Here is a 17,379-nt window from a genome sequence, read left to right as displayed (position 1 = left end):
TGAGCCTCACAACAATGCTGTTGTGAGGTTTTTGCTTTAATTTTGTATTGTAAATAAAGGAGAGATAATGCAAACAGTTGATATTTTTGAACGCTTGCGAAATGGTGAAACTGTACCAGCAGGTGATCCCGAAGCATATAAATTGAGGGAAGCTTCCTTTGCTACAAAAAAGTTGCTTCTCCAAATGAACAGTGCCGATGATCCTGCCGAAGTACGTAATTTGTTATCGCAGATTACCGCAACAGAAATTGATGAAAATACGGCGGTTTTTACACCCTTGTATATCAACTATGGGAAAAATACCAAGATCGGTAAAAATGTTTTTATCAATTTTGACTGCGTTTTCTTGGATCTGGGCGGTATCACGATAGAAGACAATGTGCAGATCGCACCCAAAGTCAGTTTGCTGTCGGAAGGTCATCCGATAGATGCTAAAGATAGACAATCGCTGGTTCCTGGCCACATTCACATTAAAAGAAATGCATGGATTGGAGCAAATGCGACTATACTGGCAGGCGTGACCATTGGCGAAAATGCTGTTGTCGCGGCAGGTGCAGTTGTTTCAAAAGATGTACCCGACAATTGCGTTTTCGGGGGGATCCCAGCGAAAATGCTTAAGCACATTGAATAGTGATGGAAAGGATGATTTATATGTTGCTATTCCTTTTTACCAGCTTACAGAGCAGTGCCTGTATGCCATCGGAAAATAGGGTTAAAAATGAAATACAAAGGGATACTATAGCAAACAAAAAAGTTATGAAATTGAAAATAACTATGGGAGATAAGGTGCTAACGGCAATTTTGTATGAAAATCCTACTACAAGAGATTTCATTGCCCAACTCCCTTTAACTGTTGATATGGAGGACTTCGCTGGTAAAGAAAAGATATTCTACCCACCGAAAAAATTATCTACAAAAGAACGAAAAGCTGTCAGCGATCCTAAGATTGGAGATATAAATGTATATGCTCCGTGGGGTAATATTGCTATTTTTTATGGCAGTTATTCAGGATCCCGAGACTTAGTCAGGATAGGAAGAATAACCGAGGATATTGATAGATTCAATGTTACAGGTACTATAAAGAACATCTATTTTGAACTGGAGGAACAATAGCCTGTGAAGGTTGATCTTCATAATTAGAAAAATAAAATAATGAAAAAGCTATCAATTTTAATAACGGTTTCCTTGATGCTATTGGGGCAATCCTATGGTCAGACGTTATTGGAGTTGCAACAATAAAGTGAACATTTAGTTAAGCTGCAATCTTTCGTTTCATTAATTTTCTTCCAAATTCTTCTGGGGACATGTATCCCAGCGCAGAATGTAATCTTTTGCAGTTATACCAAGTCTCTCTATATATTCAAAAACTATAAGTGCGGCCTGCTCTTTATCAGTAAATCTATATTGGTATACACACTCGGTTTTCAACGTTTTAAAAAAGCTTTCTGCAACACTATTATTCCAGCAATTTCCTTTTCTGCTCATACTTCTAATTATCATCGGGTTTCTATCCAATAGACATTTGAATTCATCGCATGCGTATTGTACTCCGCGATCAGAATGAAAGATTAGTTCTTGTATGATCGGACGATCATTTGGTCATTTCCGCATTGGGGAGTGATATTGTATTTTTCTTATATTTTCCCTTAACCTCATTAGTCTCTGTTTTCATTTAATTGTGCGATAAAATTGCGCAATCGATTGATTTAAAATAATTATTTTTTTGATACATTATTTATTTAACTTCATTTGTAATTGTGTGAGTTATTGTGAATTGTGTCACCCATGATTTAAGTAGCTTGTAAATAAACCTAAAAAGTCCATAATGGATTTTCTTTTTTCAAGTATTGCGCTCGTCAGGGTGAAATGTATAATTTTTATTAAATATTATTGATATATGGGTATTCCATCAGCATTAAAATTAAAAAAGGTAAATGTTTTTTCAACAAACGCTTTTCGTTTTTTTAGAAAAATCGGCTTGAGAAAAAGATTTGATTATCAATCCTTTTTACTTACGTCATTATTGCTTATTGCAATTCCTAAAGTTGGTATATCGCAATCAAGCAATATGTACCTGCATACTGATCGAGACTATTATTTTCCAGGCGATACAGTATGGTTTAAAGGTTATTTTTTGAGCGAAGGACTATTTGCTAACAATCTTCATAATATGTATATGAAGTTAATCGACACACAAGGAAAGGAATTGTTACAAGCAGTTGCATTTATCAATAATGGAGTTACAGCAAGCCATTTCCGAATTCCTTCTAACTATGCGGCAACCGAGATTTATATCAATGCCAATACGGTCTTAGATTCATGTGCAGATAGCAAACCCTATTTTAAGCGACTGCATATATTACAGATCGCTAAAGCAGATGGAGGAATGGAGCCTCAAGGAAAACCAATATTTAATCAGGGATACGTGTTGAATATCATTCCTGAAGGAGGAGTATTGTTGAGTGGAGTGGAAAATAAAATCATCCTTCAAGTTTTAGATGGTGACGGATACCCTGGCAAGGCTGACGGAAAATTAGTGGATGACAGAGGTAAAGTGTTGGAACAATTTCAGACCGATTCTGTTGGATTGGCTGCTGTTGAGTTAACAGCAGAGGCTGACCGTGATTACACTATAGAATGGACAGCTACTGATGGTAATAAGCAAAAAAACATATTGCCTAAGGCGGTATTTGGGAGCAAAATTAACTTGGTGGATCAGGATTCAATCGTTCTCGTGCAGTTGCAAACAACTAAAGAATCTGAAAATGTGTTTGTCAGTGTTGGTATAGGAAAGCGCAAATTATTCGATCAGGAGTTGACTTTAAAGAGTGGAAAAAAGATTAATATTCCCCTACAAAAAAGAGATATTGAAATGGGTATCCTACAAGCATCGCTATTCGATACCCAGCAAAAGGTTTTATCAAGACGCAGCATGTTGCTCGAACAGGAAAGAGTTTTTTTAACACCTCAAGTTACTTTTATGGGGGAATTCACAGATAAATCTGAAGGAAAGATTAATGTTCAACTTCCCGATGGTGAGGGAATTGCAAAACTGTCTGTATCTGTTACAGATATTGCAATTCCAGTTGACACGACTCAAAGTATATTAACGGATCTCTATTTTCAACCATTAAGCCAGGACGAACTCCGTAATCCCCAAACTTATTGGGAAGGCGCAAAACAAAAAGATTTATTTATTCAGGCTCACAAATGGAATTATACTTATTGTCCTACTGCTGATTCCATGATTATAGATCCTATCTTGACCATCAAGGGGCAAATTAATTTAGAAAAGAAATCGTTCACTAAGTTTTATGAAGAATATCAGAATGAAATAAAGAAGGGTAAGAAAGGAAATATACCGGCTCGCGGAGCTTCTTTCGGCTACCAGGATGAACGTTCCGATCGCATGCAGTATACAGAAGTAATATTTGATAAAAATGGCCAATTTACGGTGCCCAATTTGATTGTATTCGATTCGCTGGACACCAAATTTGTTCAAGTCTATCGAATCTTGAAGTTTACCCCATTTAAAGTGAAATATCAGTTTTATGATAAAAAGCAGTTTTTAAAACCGATCTATTATCCACAAAGTTTATTAAGTGAAAGATCAAAACTTCTTTCCGGTAATCAAGATGTAGAACGTGATGATTATTTGCGGGATGCCCGCGGTAACCGTATTCTTCAAACAGCGGAAGTGACCAGTACTAGAAAACAGAGAGAAATAGACCGTTTGCAAAGACGTTTTCAGACTGTAGAGCCACATACTGTACATGAACCCGATGTCATCCTGCTGCCTCTTATGGATAGTGTTGTTATCAAACGAAGTCAGTCTCTGCGTGACTATGTAGATCGAAACTTGCAAAATAGTTCTACAATAAAATATCTATTAAATGGTAAGATGGTAATCGATCCTAAAGCTATGAACAAAACAGTAGCGGAAAATCCGTTGCAAAATGTAGGAGTAGCAAGGGTGGTAGAGGAACAAAAAGGTTCAAATATCTCTTTTTTAGATGAAGATGTTTCCAACTATCCTTATTTAAAGTTTTATAAGACCTATAGTTCAGCTGAGTTTACTGGGACAAATGTACTTCTTGTTTTTGAATATTCTCCTGCTGAAGTCGATCGCGATATCGGCAAATCTGAGTATTACGAAAAAATTATGGGTTATATGCCTATAACAGAATTTACCAATAAAGTTTACACTACGGCAAAGGAACGTTTAAGTTCTAATTCAGATAATCGTGTCACTTTATATTGGGATCCATATTTTGACTTTGAAGAGGGAACAAAAAACAAAGCATTCACTTTTTACAACAACAGCAAAAATAAAGGAGTTTACGTAACTGTTGAGGGACTAACTTCATCAGGCAAGGTGATTTATTACCGCAAGGCCTATAAATGATTAGGTTTTTATTAAGTAGGTTTTGGTACCGCTTCGTTGTACGCGGGTAAATTTGCTGATTTTGTACTCTTAGTGCAAGATCCATTTTCTGTAACCGATCCGTATAAGAAATTACGGAATATACCGGTCCTCGAAACCTGGGACGGTGGGCGAATTGTATATCAAAACCTGAATCAGAGGCAAACGTAAAAACACATTAATTGATTTCCATAAGATCGTTCCTCTATAGCGAGGTGCGATCTTTTTCCTGGTCATACGACGCTTAAATAAAACGCGCTTTCAATATCATAACGTTCCTATTTAAGTTGCTGACAGGTCTTAAATTTAAGCGGTAATTACGGAGTGATTTATCTTTACATTAGTGATTACCCATTGTTTTGTTATTTCTTTAGAAATAACAGTTCCCTTTTTTGCTAACATCTCGATGGGAATATTTCTAAGTTTTGCCTGATTTTTTAATATCATAGAAGTCTCGGAGCAAGTATCCCAAAGAAAGAGATAGGTTGAATCTTTCATGGTCACAGGTATCAGTATTTTTGAAGAGGTGCTGGATTGGATTAAAGGTATTTCATATTCGAACCTTTTTGGTGGCATGTTCTGTGCTATAAATTTATAAGCGATGAATAGGAATATAATTAAAAATATCAGGTATAGGTATTTTTTCATTGAGGTATCAAAAAAGTTGGTTTAGTAAATGGCGCTTTATTATGTAATAATTTCTATAGTTTTTAAAGATATAGTTTTCAAAATATAAATGCTACTTATTAATTACAATTCTTTAGTTTCTGGAAAAGTGTACTAGACTTAATTTTATGCTTATTATCCAAATTGTTTATTCTCAGTATTTCAATCGCAAGTAGACACTATAAGTTTAGATGGGTTCTTTAAAGTCAAAAGGGCCTAATTCTCATTAGACCCTTTATCTTGACGTGTTGATGTACAGTAACTTTTTTTATGTTTCTTATCGTTTCCTCTTTTTTGTTTCGTCATCCAAAAGTTTTGGGTGCATTTGGATTTTCTACTGTACTACGTCGATTTATTTTTCTGCTTATTTAAAAGCAGAGCTGCTATAGTTTTCATTTCATAAAACAACTGTCACTTAAAAAGGTTCATGAAAAAAAAATATTTTTACACTAATAAATGCAGGGTTATTTTAACTACTGCTTATCCGGACTATGCACTGCAGGGCTTTGATCTGGATGTGGTCGACTATCTGCTGAAGCCATTTTCCTATGAGCGTTTTCAAAAAGCTGTTGATAAATTTCGGTTGCTACAAATTGCATCGATGACTTCGCTGGTCGAAAATGAATATTTGTTGCTAAAAGGTGATGCTAAAAACAAGTATTATCAAGTGAAATTTTCAGACATCATGTATATAAAGGGTTTGAATAATTACATATCCGTCTATACCAAAGATCAGCATATCATTACTTATATGAATCTGAAGGAAATCATTAATCTGATTCCTGCTCGTCTTTTCTGTAGGGTGCATCGTTCCTATATTGTATCTTTCAAATACGTCAAATTTATAGACGGCAACTGTCTGTTTATCGATGAAGAGAAAATCCCGATCAGTGAAAGCTATAAAGCTATTTTTTATACGAGATTGAAGGATTTTCGATAATTCGCAAATTGCCATCAGTTTCTTTTATATACATCCTTTTCATAAAAAAGCATTTGCTTAAAATATCCATTTTAATCGTCTATAATCCACTAAGAAAAGAGTGGATAAATAGGAATAAATATGCCATTGAAAGAAGTATGAATCTATTTTCTATTAATTAGCACCTGCTTCTTTTAATAAGATGTTGTTTTTATTGAAGTTATATTAATGAAGAGAATAATTTTTATTAGATACAATTTTCCTATATTTAAGATAATTATAAGCCAATCCTATCAATGATGGATCGTACAGGTGAATTTTATATGGGTATATACCAATGTGTTCCTCATGAATTATCAATTTTTGGAGCTTATATATTTTATTACCTATAATCTCTTTTTCGGCTACTATTTCTAGTGATCAAAATAGATAAACAACAAATTTTTCATGATCAAAATTATTGCATATCTTACTTTGTTTTATTGTTCATTGCAATTAAACGTCTACGCACAGTCTCACTTTTTATCTAGTGGTTATTTATCACTTACAGTAAAGGGAAAACCTTCACTTCTTTTCGATAACATGGAGGTCGGCATGCCGATGATGAGCAATTCTTTATTGAGAGATAAACCGGTCGCATTTACAAAACTCAATGATTCGACATTATATTTATCTGAATACACGTATGGCCCTACTTCGGTTTATTTTAGATTAAATGGCCGCTATATAGCAACTATGCTATTGCCAAATGAGACGAATGTGATTACGGTATCGATGATCGATTCTGCTGATTATGATGTGCAGTTTGAGGGGCATTATAAGGAAATTTTTGATAATTCGGCTCTACAGGAAGAGTTGATTATGAATCTGTTTTCTTATCCAACTTCTAAGGACGCAAGAAAAGAAGTTCTTAAATCTGCAGATGATTTTAAATGGAAACAACTGAAATCTGTCGCTGAGATGACGTATTCATTAACCCAAGATATTCCGGACGGATTGCTTAAGTCTTATTATACGCACATGATTAATACCTTTAAAGTTCCTAATTTACTATTTAAAGATTATGCCAGCAGTGTACTAGCATACTATAAAAATCTGAACTTGGATCCACAAATTGCGACTGCAATACCGGAGCGAACGTTAACTTATTATGACGGTATCATCACGTTAAACTATACAGATACGCTTACATTACTGCCTTCGGGTTACTTTGATCTTTTGATTGCCATTCAGCAAGATTCGCTATTACAGATCCCAAGTATTACTTCTGTAGGACCAGCGGGCTTTAAAACACGTTTAATTGATTTATTTGGAAAAACTTTTGAACAAGAAGATAACCTATTTTATGATATGATGATGGCGAGTGCTTATATCCAATATATAAACGAAGGGTATATATTACCTCCTCAAGAGCTGTATCAGATAGATAGCTTTTTTAAAAATAAGGAGTTAAGAAATTATATCTACCATCAAAATGAACTGAAAAAATGTAGTGATCGAGTGGGTGATGGACAGGTGTTTTTTCTTCCATTTGATAAAAAAAATGAAACGATCGTTGCATCAATTGTCGACAAATATAAAGATAAAGTGATCATCATTGATTTTTGAGCTACTTGGTGTGGTCCCTGCATACAAGCTTTTTCTGAAATGGATCAAGTAAAGAAAAAGTATGCAGCTCGGGAAGATGTTGTATTCGTGTATTTAACGGATGAATCGTCCAATCGTAATGGATTTCAGGAATATAGCAAAATATTAGGTGGAGAACATTTTTACGTGTATAAAAACCAGTTTGCGACAGCATTGGAACAATTTGGTTTTGAATATATTCCCAGTTATTTGGTTTTTGATAAGCGAGGTCATCTCACTCAGAAGAGTACATATCCGAATGATTTGGCAGCTACTGCTACTATGTGGATCGAGCGTGCATTGAAAAAATAATTGAATTTCGTAAAGTAATTTGAATGGTATATAGGTAAGAAATTCTAAAAAATAGTATAAAATTTAGTTAAACCATGATAAATTATAAATTCCAATTTTTTTTTATTTTAGGGAGTGTTATCCTTTGGTTTTGCTCGTATACAAAATATCAGGACTATAAATCGGCAACAATAAAAATGGATATTAGTTATATACCAGGAGTGAGCACTTCATTGATTTTTCTCAATTTTAAGATACTCGATACTGCTAACAATCATATATTTAAACTTCAGCGTGACATCAAGTATATTGCTGTTTCTTTTATACTAAATCTTTCTGAAGTTATTTGGATTCCGATAATCCAGACACTTAATCGTATTACAATGTGGCTTTTAAAAGTGATTCTTTAAACATATTAAATCAATTGATCGGATATCAAAATTCAATTTCCCTACTCACGGGAAGATCGGAGAAACGATCTACAAAGACTCTATTGTTTACATTATGTTATATTACAGGTGAGCCAAGCGAGGTAATTGCGAATGGTATGGCAGCAAGGCTTCACAGTCGATATGAAGATCTTGCCAAACAAATTTCGTATTATTTTCAAAAAAAAGTATTTCTAATTTGCCTGATTCCATAATTTTACTGCAGGGAGTCATATAAAAAGGAAAGGATCGATCGATTGAAGAGTTAAAGTTGATACCAAATTTCTGTAGGGTTGGCATTTAATTATGATTGCATCTAAAACTTAATTCTCATGCTCTTGGTGTGAAACGCAATAGACATTTAATTAATTATCAGATTAAGATTTGATTTTCATTGTATCTTTTGAAAATCGTCATCTCTATAAAAATCTTCTCATATGATTATATGCGTTTTTAAAAAAATGTTGCAAAAGCATCGTTGTGATAAATTGCAAGTGAAATTTGTTATGTGTTTGAGTACAATGAATGATGTTATTTCTTTAAAAGATGTGAGTATTCTTTAGATATTCTCTTCATAATTTGTAATAGGTGAGGGCACTTTTAAGTCTTATTATTTAAATTTTAAGTGTATATAGATATTTTTTTGATTTTTTATTCCTGAATCTGAAAGTTCTTTTAAATATAGCTGGACAGGTTATTTTTTTATTTAAAATAGCGCAATCGATTGATGTACTTTATTTTTTTAATATATGTTAATCATTAATTACCTTAGAGTATAAACTTAGATTTTAGATCTCTCTTTTATGTCACACATAATAGTTTTCTAATCAACCAAATATTTTATTTATGGGACTTTTTAATTTTCTGTATACTGCAAAACAGAGTGATCTTTACTATACCAGTGGATTTGTACTTGGTCTTTTTAATGTGAGATATACCAAATTAAATCTTCAAAATCTTTTAGAAGCCCATGTAGATTACCTATCATTACTCTCATTAAAAGATATTCTGGCTGAATATAATGTAGTTAGTATGGCAGTCCGTAAAGGAAATCATTCTTATGCAGAGTTTGAAACTCCCTTTATCTGCGCCATTCAGAAAGAAGGATGGTCAAGTCCGAGTTTTACAGTTGTTACATCGGCAGGGGACTCTAATGTAATGTATTTGGATCCATTATCTCAAAAGTTAGTTAACATTGGTACGTCAGATTTTGAAAAAATAGATAAAGACATCATCTTATTGCTCGATGGAGAAATGGCTAGAGACGAGGTTAATTATTCGAAAAATAAGCAAATAGAAAGAACTGATCGTATTGTAAAGCATCTTCCATACTATTTGTTAATAGCAATTTTTGTGTTTTCAATCTCTATTTTATTGATGCAGGGATATTTTTTATCAACTTTGGTTGGTGTCATATTTATGGTAACTAGCGTTACTGGTATATTGGTTTCATCTTTATTGATTAGGCATGAAATCAATTCGCACGATCCTTTTGTGAAAGAAGTATGTGGTGCGTGGGGTAAAAAATCAAGTTGCGACTCAGTACTCTCTTCAAATCAGTCAACCTTGTTTGGTATTTCTTGGTCCATTTGGGGCTCTTCTTTCTTTACCAGTTTTTTTTTAAGTCAAGTTCTTTTTATCGGACAGACTAGTAATCTTATAGTATGGTCATTCTTATCTATTGGGATGAGCCTATATTTTATGTTTTCTGTATACTATCAATGGCGTATAATTAAACATTGGTGCCCTTTATGTCTTCTTGTTCAAGGGTTAATCGCTATTAACTTTGTAATTTCAATCATTTATTTTTACAATTATTCTATTGATTTTGCATCTATAAATTTTCATCATCTACTTGTGGTTTTATTCCTGGGACTCGCTTCTATGCTACTTGTTTATTTTGCAATTCCAGTAATTAAGAGAGCAAATGATAGTAAGGAATATAGAAATAAATGGATGAAATTACGTTATAGCCCATCAGTTTTTAATTCGTTATTAAATAAAAGTAATGTAGTCGCACTTACTAATGATAATTTAGGAATATTGATTGGAAATGAAAATGCTAGTACAGAGATTATTAAAGTGTGCAATCCATATTGTGGACCTTGTGCCAAAGCACATCCAGAGTTAGACGATATCATCAAAAATAATAAAAATGTTCGTATTCGAATAATTTTCACAGCCTCTGGGGATGATGAGGATATAAAAACTGCACCTGTACAACATTTATTAGCTATCCAAGAAAAATATGGTGCTAAAAGGGTACATCAGGCATTGGATGATTGGTATTTAGCTTCAACTAAAGACTATGCAATATTTGCATCAAAATATCCGATGAATGGTGAATTAAAACAACAGAAGGATAAAATAACTTCAATGTACAATTGGTGTAATGATATGAAGATTCGAGGTACCCCTACTTTATTTATAAACGGCCGAGAGCTCCCTGATCAATATAGTATAAAGGATCTAAAAAGCTTTTTCTAGAATAAGAATGCCCGAGCCAGTTGCAAATGATCTCGGGCAAACAGAAGGTTCCCTGAAAAAGACCCTCTTAAGATGTTCCAGAGTAAGTGGACATCATATTTTATAAATAATAAAATTATGAAAAAAATTTCATTAAAAAATTTAAACATTCAAGAAGTAGAGCAGTTGACTCGTGAACAACTAAAAGATGTATTGGGTGGATTTACTGCCGGTACTTCTGGAGGCACAACAGGGCCAGAAGTAACTTGTCCTTCAGATAAACCGAAATGTACTGTTGCTGGTACAACTACATGTAAATCTAAGTACGATTGTTGTATAGCGGCAGGTTATTCTGAAACAGAATGTAAAGCTTGGGGTTAATTAAATTTTAGAATTAGTCACTGAATAGAATTATTCAGTGACTATAAATTATTCATCATGTTCAGATATATAATAATCATTTTGTTTTTTCTTCCCTTTTCACTTTTTTCTCAAAAATTAGATCATTCTTTTAAAGGAAAAGTGCTTTATAATATCTCTTTTAAACTTGATAGTACCTCATCTAGATCTTATAATGAAGTAGCTGAATTATTATTCAATGATAGTACATCGTTATTTCGCTCTGTAAATTTTGGCAAGAGAGATTCTGCACTCTATTCTTTAGAAAAAAACGGAGATTTTGAGGGATATTCTATGTCATTTTTTGGGGAGACCTTAACTGTACTTCCATTTCAAATATTGAAACAGCATAATACAATATTTACATTCCAGAATTTGAATGCAGGAAACGGGATTAATGTATTTTGTTATGCAGAACCATCAAATAGTATTGAATGGAAGCTAATAGATTCTACAAAAACTATCGCAGGTATGCATTGCCAAAAGGCAGAAGGTAAATATGCTGGTAGAAATTGGGAGGTCTGGTTCACAAATGAAATCCCTATTAATGATGGACCATATAAATTTTCAGGATTGCCTGGATTAGTAATTTCAGCAATAGATAATACCAAAACATGGAAATTGGAATGTTTAAAAATTAATACAGATTTAATAAAAGAAGTAAACTTAAATAGGTACTTAAGAACTGGTATTCAAAAAGTAAGTAGAGAAGCGTTTCTTAATGAACAAAGCAATGCCAAGAAATCTTATGTTCAAAATCGAATGATAGAATTTCTTTCAAATAATAAGTCAATTAGTGATGATGAAATTAAAGAAAGGAAAAGAAATTTTCAGGCGAGCGTTGATTCAGATAACAATTGGATAGAACTACATCCTTAATATAGCCCTGATTTTGCATCACAAATTTTTACGTATGTAGTTTATCTCTAGTAACGAGTTTGAGAAAATTTATCCAGAACAATGTTTTTCAAGAAAAAAGATATTTTTATACCTCTCCTCCGTACCATAATAATATTAAAATTTCAGTTGATTTTGATAAGAGAAGGCGAAAATCTGAATGATCATGGTCGAATATGTTCTATGAGGTGGGCTTAAACTATCCCAGGCAAATCAAGTAAAATCCAAGACAGAAATGAAAACGGATAATAACCATATTGAGAGATATTGAAGTATTGCAAAAAAAACCATATGAGAGATCAGCTCTTTTTTACAGTCATGTTTATATTGATCAGTGTTCATTCCTTTGCGCAAACCGTTATTACAGGTAAATTACTGACTGAAGATCAAAAGCCAATCGCTAATGTCACTGTCTCTTATAAAAAGATCGGTTCACCAGCTTTATTGGGTTTTTCAAAAAGCGATGTCGAAGGAATCTTCAAACTTACTGTTAAAGTAACCGATGTAGATTCGGTACAGTTGGATTTTAATCATCTCAGCTATGCCAAGCGTAGTGTACATGTTGTCAATGTGACCGCGCACTATGCTTATATATTAAAGGCAGAGGTCAGGAAGATCCAAGAGGTAAAGTTGGCTGATGTACCGGTTTATAATCGAAAAGATACGATCAATTATAATGTTGCTTCGTTTACTGGAAAGCAAGATCGTGTTATCGCTGATATCATCAAAAAGCTTCCAGGTATCGAGATGCGTGGAGGTCAGATCTTGTATCAAGGCGAGCCAATCCAACAGTATCGCGTTAATGGTTTGGATATGATAGGGGGGCGATATGGGCTTATCAATCAAAACCTTCCTGCAGATGCAGTTTTGAAAGTTCAGATCCTTGAAAATCATCAACCGGTCAAAATGTTGGATAAATTGGTTTTTTCCAATCGAGCCACACTTAATTTGCAGCTTAAGAAATTTACCACGACAGGTACGGGTAAAATTGGTCTGGGTGCAACTCCAGCACTTTGGGATGCCAATTTAACTCCGATGACATTTGCTAAGACCTTTCAAATACTCAATTCATTGCAGACCAACAATATTGGCGATGATGTGTCACAGCAGTTAAAACCATTCTATTCAGGTACTGGTTATTTTACTGCCCGATCTAGCTTTTCCGATGGGCCAACTTATCTCTCTATCCGAGAGGTCGCTACTCCTGACTTTGATCAGAAAAAATGGCTGGATAATCAGATCTTTTTAATGAGTAGCAATATGATTCAAAAGTTGAAGAACGGGCTTGAAGTTAAGGGTAATCTTTCGTATTTCCATGATGATCGAAAGCTTCAGGGCACGACCATGACACAGTATTTTACAAGCGATGAAGTGATTCAAAATCAAGAAATGGTAGACAATAGTTATGGTGTCGACGAGCTGAATATTGGGGTATTGGTCGAGAAGAATGAATCCAACATTTATCTCCGTAATAGTACCAATTATCGTAAACATTGGAACAACAGCGTAGGGAATATCCTTTTAAATAAAAATACAACTATTTATCAGGATAAAAGATTTTCGGACGAGGCCTTCCTCAATGCTTTTTCCTTGGGTCGTTTCATAGGCAAACAATTGGTCAATATCACTTCCACTGTAGAATGGCACAGTACACCTCAACGTCTTTCAGTCAGCCCAGGTCAATTCGAATCGTTGATCAATGCCGGTAAGCCATATGATCATATGGGGCAGATCGTTCTATTTAAGAGCTTCAATTTTGAAAACGGAGTAAGTCTGTCACGCAAGATCAAAAGATGGACCATTTCGCCTAGTGTCAACCTGAATTACAACAACAGTAAGCTCAACAGTCACATCCAGGTCAAGGAGCAAAATGATGTTCGCGTTTTGGATACCGGCTATTTCAATGATATGAACAATGCGCAATTGCAGTTGCGTATGGCACTTGAGATGAGAAAAGAAGTTCGAAAGTTTATCTACAGTTTCAATCTGCCATTCAGTCAATATTACTATAATGTCAGACATCAAGGCGAGCAGCGTTTGAAAAATGAATTTCGGAGCAGCTGGAATCCATCGGCCTCAGTGACTTATCTGCTTAATAGTAAAAATAGTATTGGTACAAATCTTCTCAGTGGAAGAAACTTTGGTGGGCTTGACAATTTCTATAGTGGTTATATCATTAACCAGTATCGCAGTATGCAAAAGTATAATGCACGCTTGCTCAAGGATGAAGACTTGAGTACAGGAGTAAATTATCAGTATAAAAATACCTCTAAGGCTATTTTTGCTAATCTAGCGTATAATTTTAGAAAGAGCTGGCGTGATTATATGTTCAGTACGGTATTGGACAGTTTAGGACGCAGCACCACCAGTATTACTAATCGGCATGGACAGCGTTTATCGCAGGGGATCAGTGGCGGACTTTCCAAATTATTTGTTAGTATTAAAACTGTAGCAAAATTAAACGGTAACTTCAGTTGGAGTACTTCAGATTATTTGCTTAATGAGCAGTTGGTTAAACAACATGTGAGCAGTCAATCGTTTACTTTCGAATTGATCAATTCGTCTTCATCGCTGGTATCTGGAGATTACAGAGTTTCTATGGGTCGTACTCACAATAGATTGGCCGATGGGTTGCGCAATGAACTGTTGTACAACAATCATTTTTTTAATCTGGTATTTGCTCCCCATGACCGGCATTTGATCAGTTTGTCCAATTCTTTGTATGCAAATAATGTGAAGGCACAAAAGAGTCAATATTTTATGGATGCGACTTATCGTTTCAGGCTGTCACATTGGCGTACGGATTTAGAGTTTACGGCATCCAATATTTTGAATAATAAAAATTATCTGCAACAGTTTTCTTCGGATTATGAACTTATACAAAGTTATTTCGAACTAAGAGCGAGACAGTTTTTGATATCGATGAAATTTAAAATTTAGTATTTATGATATATATATCTGCACAACCAGATTCAAAATATTTTGAATGGCAGTTAGAGTTGCAATTTCGAAATTTTGAAAGTCTAGGAATAAATAAGAATAATATTCATGTATTAATAGGTTATGATGTTAAGAAGGGTCTTAATCCAAGTTTCAAGAAATTTATCCAGGAGAATGAAAGATTTGTGAGATTTTTCATTTACGCAGATACTAGAGTTAAACCTAATTATACGTCATCTATTCGTCCGCACATTCTAAAGCAACATTTTGAGGCATATGAATGGCTTTCTAAGGAAACCATATTTTATCATGATTCTGATATTTTGTTTTCTAGAATTCCAAAAATTGTTGAGAATGAAATGTGTTATGTTTCAGATACGAGTGACTATTTAGATTTTGGATATTTAGAAAGTGTAGCCTCTGAGGAATTGATAGCTAAAATGCTTTCAGTAGTGGGAATTTCTAAAGAGGTTCTTTTGAAAAGAGATAAAAATACAGGAGGTGCACAATATGTTCTCAATAATATAGATGCAAAATTTTGGCAAAAGGTCGAAAAGGATTCGGAAGAATTATATCTTTTGATGAAAAATTATAATGAAAAATTATGGCAAGAACATTATGAATTTCAAAAAGAATTCCGTTCTAAAAAAAGAGGAATACAGGCATGGTGCTCAGATATGTGGGCAGTATTATGGAACCTTTGGTATTTTGAGAAGGATGTTGAGATAAGTCAAGAAATGGATTTTTCATGGCCTTTTAGTTCTATAGAAGAATGGGATAAAAAGGCTATTCAACATTATTCAGGAAATATAAAAGATGAAAAATTGCATTTTAAGAAAACTAATTATTTAAATTATCCTCCTTGGTATGATGATACCATCAATAATATACCGGAAAGTAGCTGTAGTTTTAGAATTGCAGAATTGGTAAGGAGTAGAAGAAAGGAATTAGATCATCAGCGTAAGATTCATTCAGATGTGTTGATTCTTCTTCATTCAAATAATATTGAAAATAAAAATGTATCAGAATTGTATTCAAAATTTATCAAGAAGCATATTAGCCTTATTGTTAATTTTAAAATAGGTTCTGGGCTTTTTGATAACCATTGGGAAAAAATATCCTTCGAAAAACAGCATACAAAATATAGTAAAATTTTGGTGATACCCGCAGATTGCTTGATCGCGATTGATGTAATTAATCTGATTTTAGATGAAAATATAGAAGATAATGGTTTAAGAATATTTGAGTTTAGTGATTCTTATAAAGTTGATAAACTATTTGTAGAAACTTTTTCAAAGGTGTTAGATTTTGACCTACTCAAATTTAATAAAGGAAAAATGAATATTGAAAATTCAACCATCAGAGATATTAAGCTATTTGATCATCATAATCTAAAAGACATAAATTGTATTGAAACTATAACAGGAGTTCGAGCAAAAAAGATAATGTCAGAATCGTTTAACTTATTTTAACATGTATTTAAATAATAAAAGTATTTTTGATCTTTTGTCATTTCATATTGTGGATGAAAATATTGTGGATGAGACAATCCTTGAAAGATGGGTTGAACAGGCCATGGTCAATGACGATTATTCGTTTGAGACAGGATTATTAGGAATTGCCTGGTATATCTCTTTTTTAATAGAAAACAATTATTTAGTAGGAGATCCTGATGAAATTTTAGCCGATTTAGACGATCTTATTTATAAATTAACCCTGAAGGAAGTTCTCCAAGAATCAATTCATGTTGAAAAGCATTTAAACTTAATAACCTATTATCAACAAAGGATAGGGAATGATTCAAAGGATCATATTTATAATCGATTTACTCATTTTGAATGCTTGAAACTTTTAATAGCCCGGTTGAACGAAGTCCTTTTAGATCCTAAATCATTTGATCAAAAAGAGTTACCACTGATTATTGATATACTGTTAAAATACAGCTATCTGGCGATTTATGTCACTGATGAATCGTTGTTGGAAAAGCCTTTTTACAGTTCAATAGAAAATATTTTAGATCGCTTCATACTTGAACATGTATTTATTGAGAATGTTTTTATTGCAAAGTTATTTCTTTGTGTAAAACAATATGATAATAGGTATTGGTGGGGGAAATTTCAGAAGATTCTCCAATCAAATGGATCTAATGAGACAAGTTTATGGAGTGAACTCTATTTGCATATTGGAGAAACGGACCTTAAAGATGTTAATTTGAAACACTTTATGAAATATGATATGGATTCAAAAACTTTGTTTGATTTTGTAACCAATACTAATGTTTATGGAGATTAAACTAATGGGTGAAATTAAGTTGACAGTGTAAT

The 17,379-nt window shown here is 33.6% G+C and carries 13 protein-coding genes; 12 read left to right on the top strand and 1 reads right to left on the bottom strand.

The window, feature by feature from the left end; translation table 11 throughout:
- The first annotated feature begins 67 nt into the window (after positions 1-67).
- Positions 68-631, top strand: coding sequence for a DapH/DapD/GlmU-related protein (locus tag MUB18_RS16975; protein ID WP_248753960.1), 564 nt, complete (start codon positions 68-70; stop codon positions 629-631).
- Positions 632-693: 62 nt separating this feature from the next.
- A complete protein-coding gene (locus MUB18_RS16970) occupies positions 694-1,113 on the top strand; it encodes a cyclophilin-like fold protein (protein WP_248753959.1) in 420 nt (139 codons plus the stop codon).
- Between the two features lie 162 nt (positions 1,114-1,275).
- Here the strand turns inward: MUB18_RS16970 and MUB18_RS16965 are convergent, their stop codons facing one another.
- Positions 1,276-1,485 (bottom strand): IS3 family transposase, encoded by a 210-nt coding sequence (locus tag MUB18_RS16965; protein ID WP_248753958.1) that lies wholly within the window; start codon positions 1,483-1,485, stop codon positions 1,276-1,278.
- A gap of 493 nt (positions 1,486-1,978) precedes the next feature.
- Between MUB18_RS16965 and MUB18_RS16960 the strand changes: the two genes are divergently transcribed.
- From MUB18_RS16960 to MUB18_RS16915, 10 genes are all read left to right on the top strand, one after another.
- Positions 1,979-4,405: a hypothetical protein gene (locus tag MUB18_RS16960; protein ID WP_248753957.1), complete on the top strand. Its 2,427-nt coding sequence runs from the start codon at positions 1,979-1,981 to the stop codon at positions 4,403-4,405.
- A gap of 1,111 nt (positions 4,406-5,516) precedes the next feature.
- A complete protein-coding gene (locus tag MUB18_RS16955; protein ID WP_248753956.1) occupies positions 5,517-6,029 on the top strand; it encodes a LytR/AlgR family response regulator transcription factor in 513 nt (170 codons plus the stop codon).
- A gap of 426 nt (positions 6,030-6,455) precedes the next feature.
- Positions 6,456-7,616: a hypothetical protein gene (locus tag MUB18_RS16950; RefSeq protein WP_248753955.1), complete on the top strand. Its 1,161-nt coding sequence runs from the start codon at positions 6,456-6,458 to the stop codon at positions 7,614-7,616.
- A gap of 39 nt (positions 7,617-7,655) precedes the next feature.
- A complete protein-coding gene (locus MUB18_RS16945) occupies positions 7,656-7,946 on the top strand; it encodes a hypothetical protein (RefSeq protein ID WP_108159894.1) in 291 nt (96 codons plus the stop codon).
- Between the two features lie 1,253 nt (positions 7,947-9,199).
- Positions 9,200-10,840 (top strand): vitamin K epoxide reductase family protein, encoded by a 1,641-nt coding sequence (locus tag MUB18_RS16940; RefSeq protein ID WP_248753954.1) that lies wholly within the window; start codon positions 9,200-9,202, stop codon positions 10,838-10,840.
- Positions 10,841-10,957: 117 nt separating this feature from the next.
- Entirely contained in the window at positions 10,958-11,200 is a 243-nt protein-coding gene (locus MUB18_RS16935) for a hypothetical protein (protein WP_045753246.1), read from the top strand.
- A gap of 57 nt (positions 11,201-11,257) precedes the next feature.
- Entirely contained in the window at positions 11,258-12,097 is an 840-nt protein-coding gene (locus MUB18_RS16930; protein WP_248753953.1) for a GLPGLI family protein, read from the top strand.
- A gap of 309 nt (positions 12,098-12,406) precedes the next feature.
- Positions 12,407-15,055, top strand: a complete 2,649-nt coding sequence (locus MUB18_RS16925; RefSeq protein WP_248753952.1) for a hypothetical protein — start codon at positions 12,407-12,409, stop codon at positions 15,053-15,055.
- A gap of 5 nt (positions 15,056-15,060) precedes the next feature.
- Positions 15,061-16,527: a hypothetical protein gene (locus MUB18_RS16920; RefSeq protein WP_248753951.1), complete on the top strand. Its 1,467-nt coding sequence runs from the start codon at positions 15,061-15,063 to the stop codon at positions 16,525-16,527.
- A gap of 1 nt (position 16,528) precedes the next feature.
- The gene (locus MUB18_RS16915) at positions 16,529-17,347 is read left to right on the top strand and encodes a hypothetical protein (RefSeq protein ID WP_045753242.1); all 819 of its coding nucleotides are present in this window, start codon (positions 16,529-16,531) and stop codon (positions 17,345-17,347) included.
- The last annotated feature ends 32 nt before the right edge of the window (positions 17,348-17,379 follow it).

Source organism: Sphingobacterium sp. PCS056, from assembly GCF_023273895.1.
Taxonomy (GTDB): Bacteria; Bacteroidota; Bacteroidia; order Sphingobacteriales; family Sphingobacteriaceae; genus Sphingobacterium.
The sequence above is the reverse complement of the archived record's forward strand: the minus strand, read 5'-3'. Positions and strand labels throughout refer to the sequence as shown.

Excerpts from the sequence above, each read along its gene's own strand:
- MUB18_RS16920 (WP_248753951.1), top strand. The coding sequence starts at position 15,061 with ATGATATATATATCTGCACAACCAGATTCAAAATATTTTGAATGGCAG.
- MUB18_RS16970 (WP_248753959.1), top strand. The coding sequence starts at position 694 with ATGCCATCGGAAAATAGGGTTAAAAATGAAATACAAAGGGATACTATA.
- MUB18_RS16935 (WP_045753246.1), top strand. The coding sequence starts at position 10,958 with ATGAAAAAAATTTCATTAAAAAATTTAAACATTCAAGAAGTAGAGCAG.
- MUB18_RS16940 (WP_248753954.1), top strand. The coding sequence starts at position 9,200 with ATGGGACTTTTTAATTTTCTGTATACTGCAAAACAGAGTGATCTTTAC.
- MUB18_RS16930 (WP_248753953.1), top strand. The coding sequence starts at position 11,258 with ATGTTCAGATATATAATAATCATTTTGTTTTTTCTTCCCTTTTCACTT.
- MUB18_RS16950 (WP_248753955.1), top strand. The coding sequence starts at position 6,456 with ATGATCAAAATTATTGCATATCTTACTTTGTTTTATTGTTCATTGCAA.
- MUB18_RS16975 (WP_248753960.1), top strand. The coding sequence starts at position 68 with ATGCAAACAGTTGATATTTTTGAACGCTTGCGAAATGGTGAAACTGTA.
- MUB18_RS16955 (WP_248753956.1), top strand. The coding sequence starts at position 5,517 with ATGAAAAAAAAATATTTTTACACTAATAAATGCAGGGTTATTTTAACT.
- MUB18_RS16965 (WP_248753958.1), bottom strand. The coding sequence starts at position 1,485 with ATGAGCAGAAAAGGAAATTGCTGGAATAATAGTGTTGCAGAAAGCTTT.
- MUB18_RS16925 (WP_248753952.1), top strand. The coding sequence starts at position 12,407 with ATGAGAGATCAGCTCTTTTTTACAGTCATGTTTATATTGATCAGTGTT.
- MUB18_RS16945 (WP_108159894.1), top strand. The coding sequence starts at position 7,656 with ATGGATCAAGTAAAGAAAAAGTATGCAGCTCGGGAAGATGTTGTATTC.
- MUB18_RS16915 (WP_045753242.1), top strand. The coding sequence starts at position 16,529 with ATGTATTTAAATAATAAAAGTATTTTTGATCTTTTGTCATTTCATATT.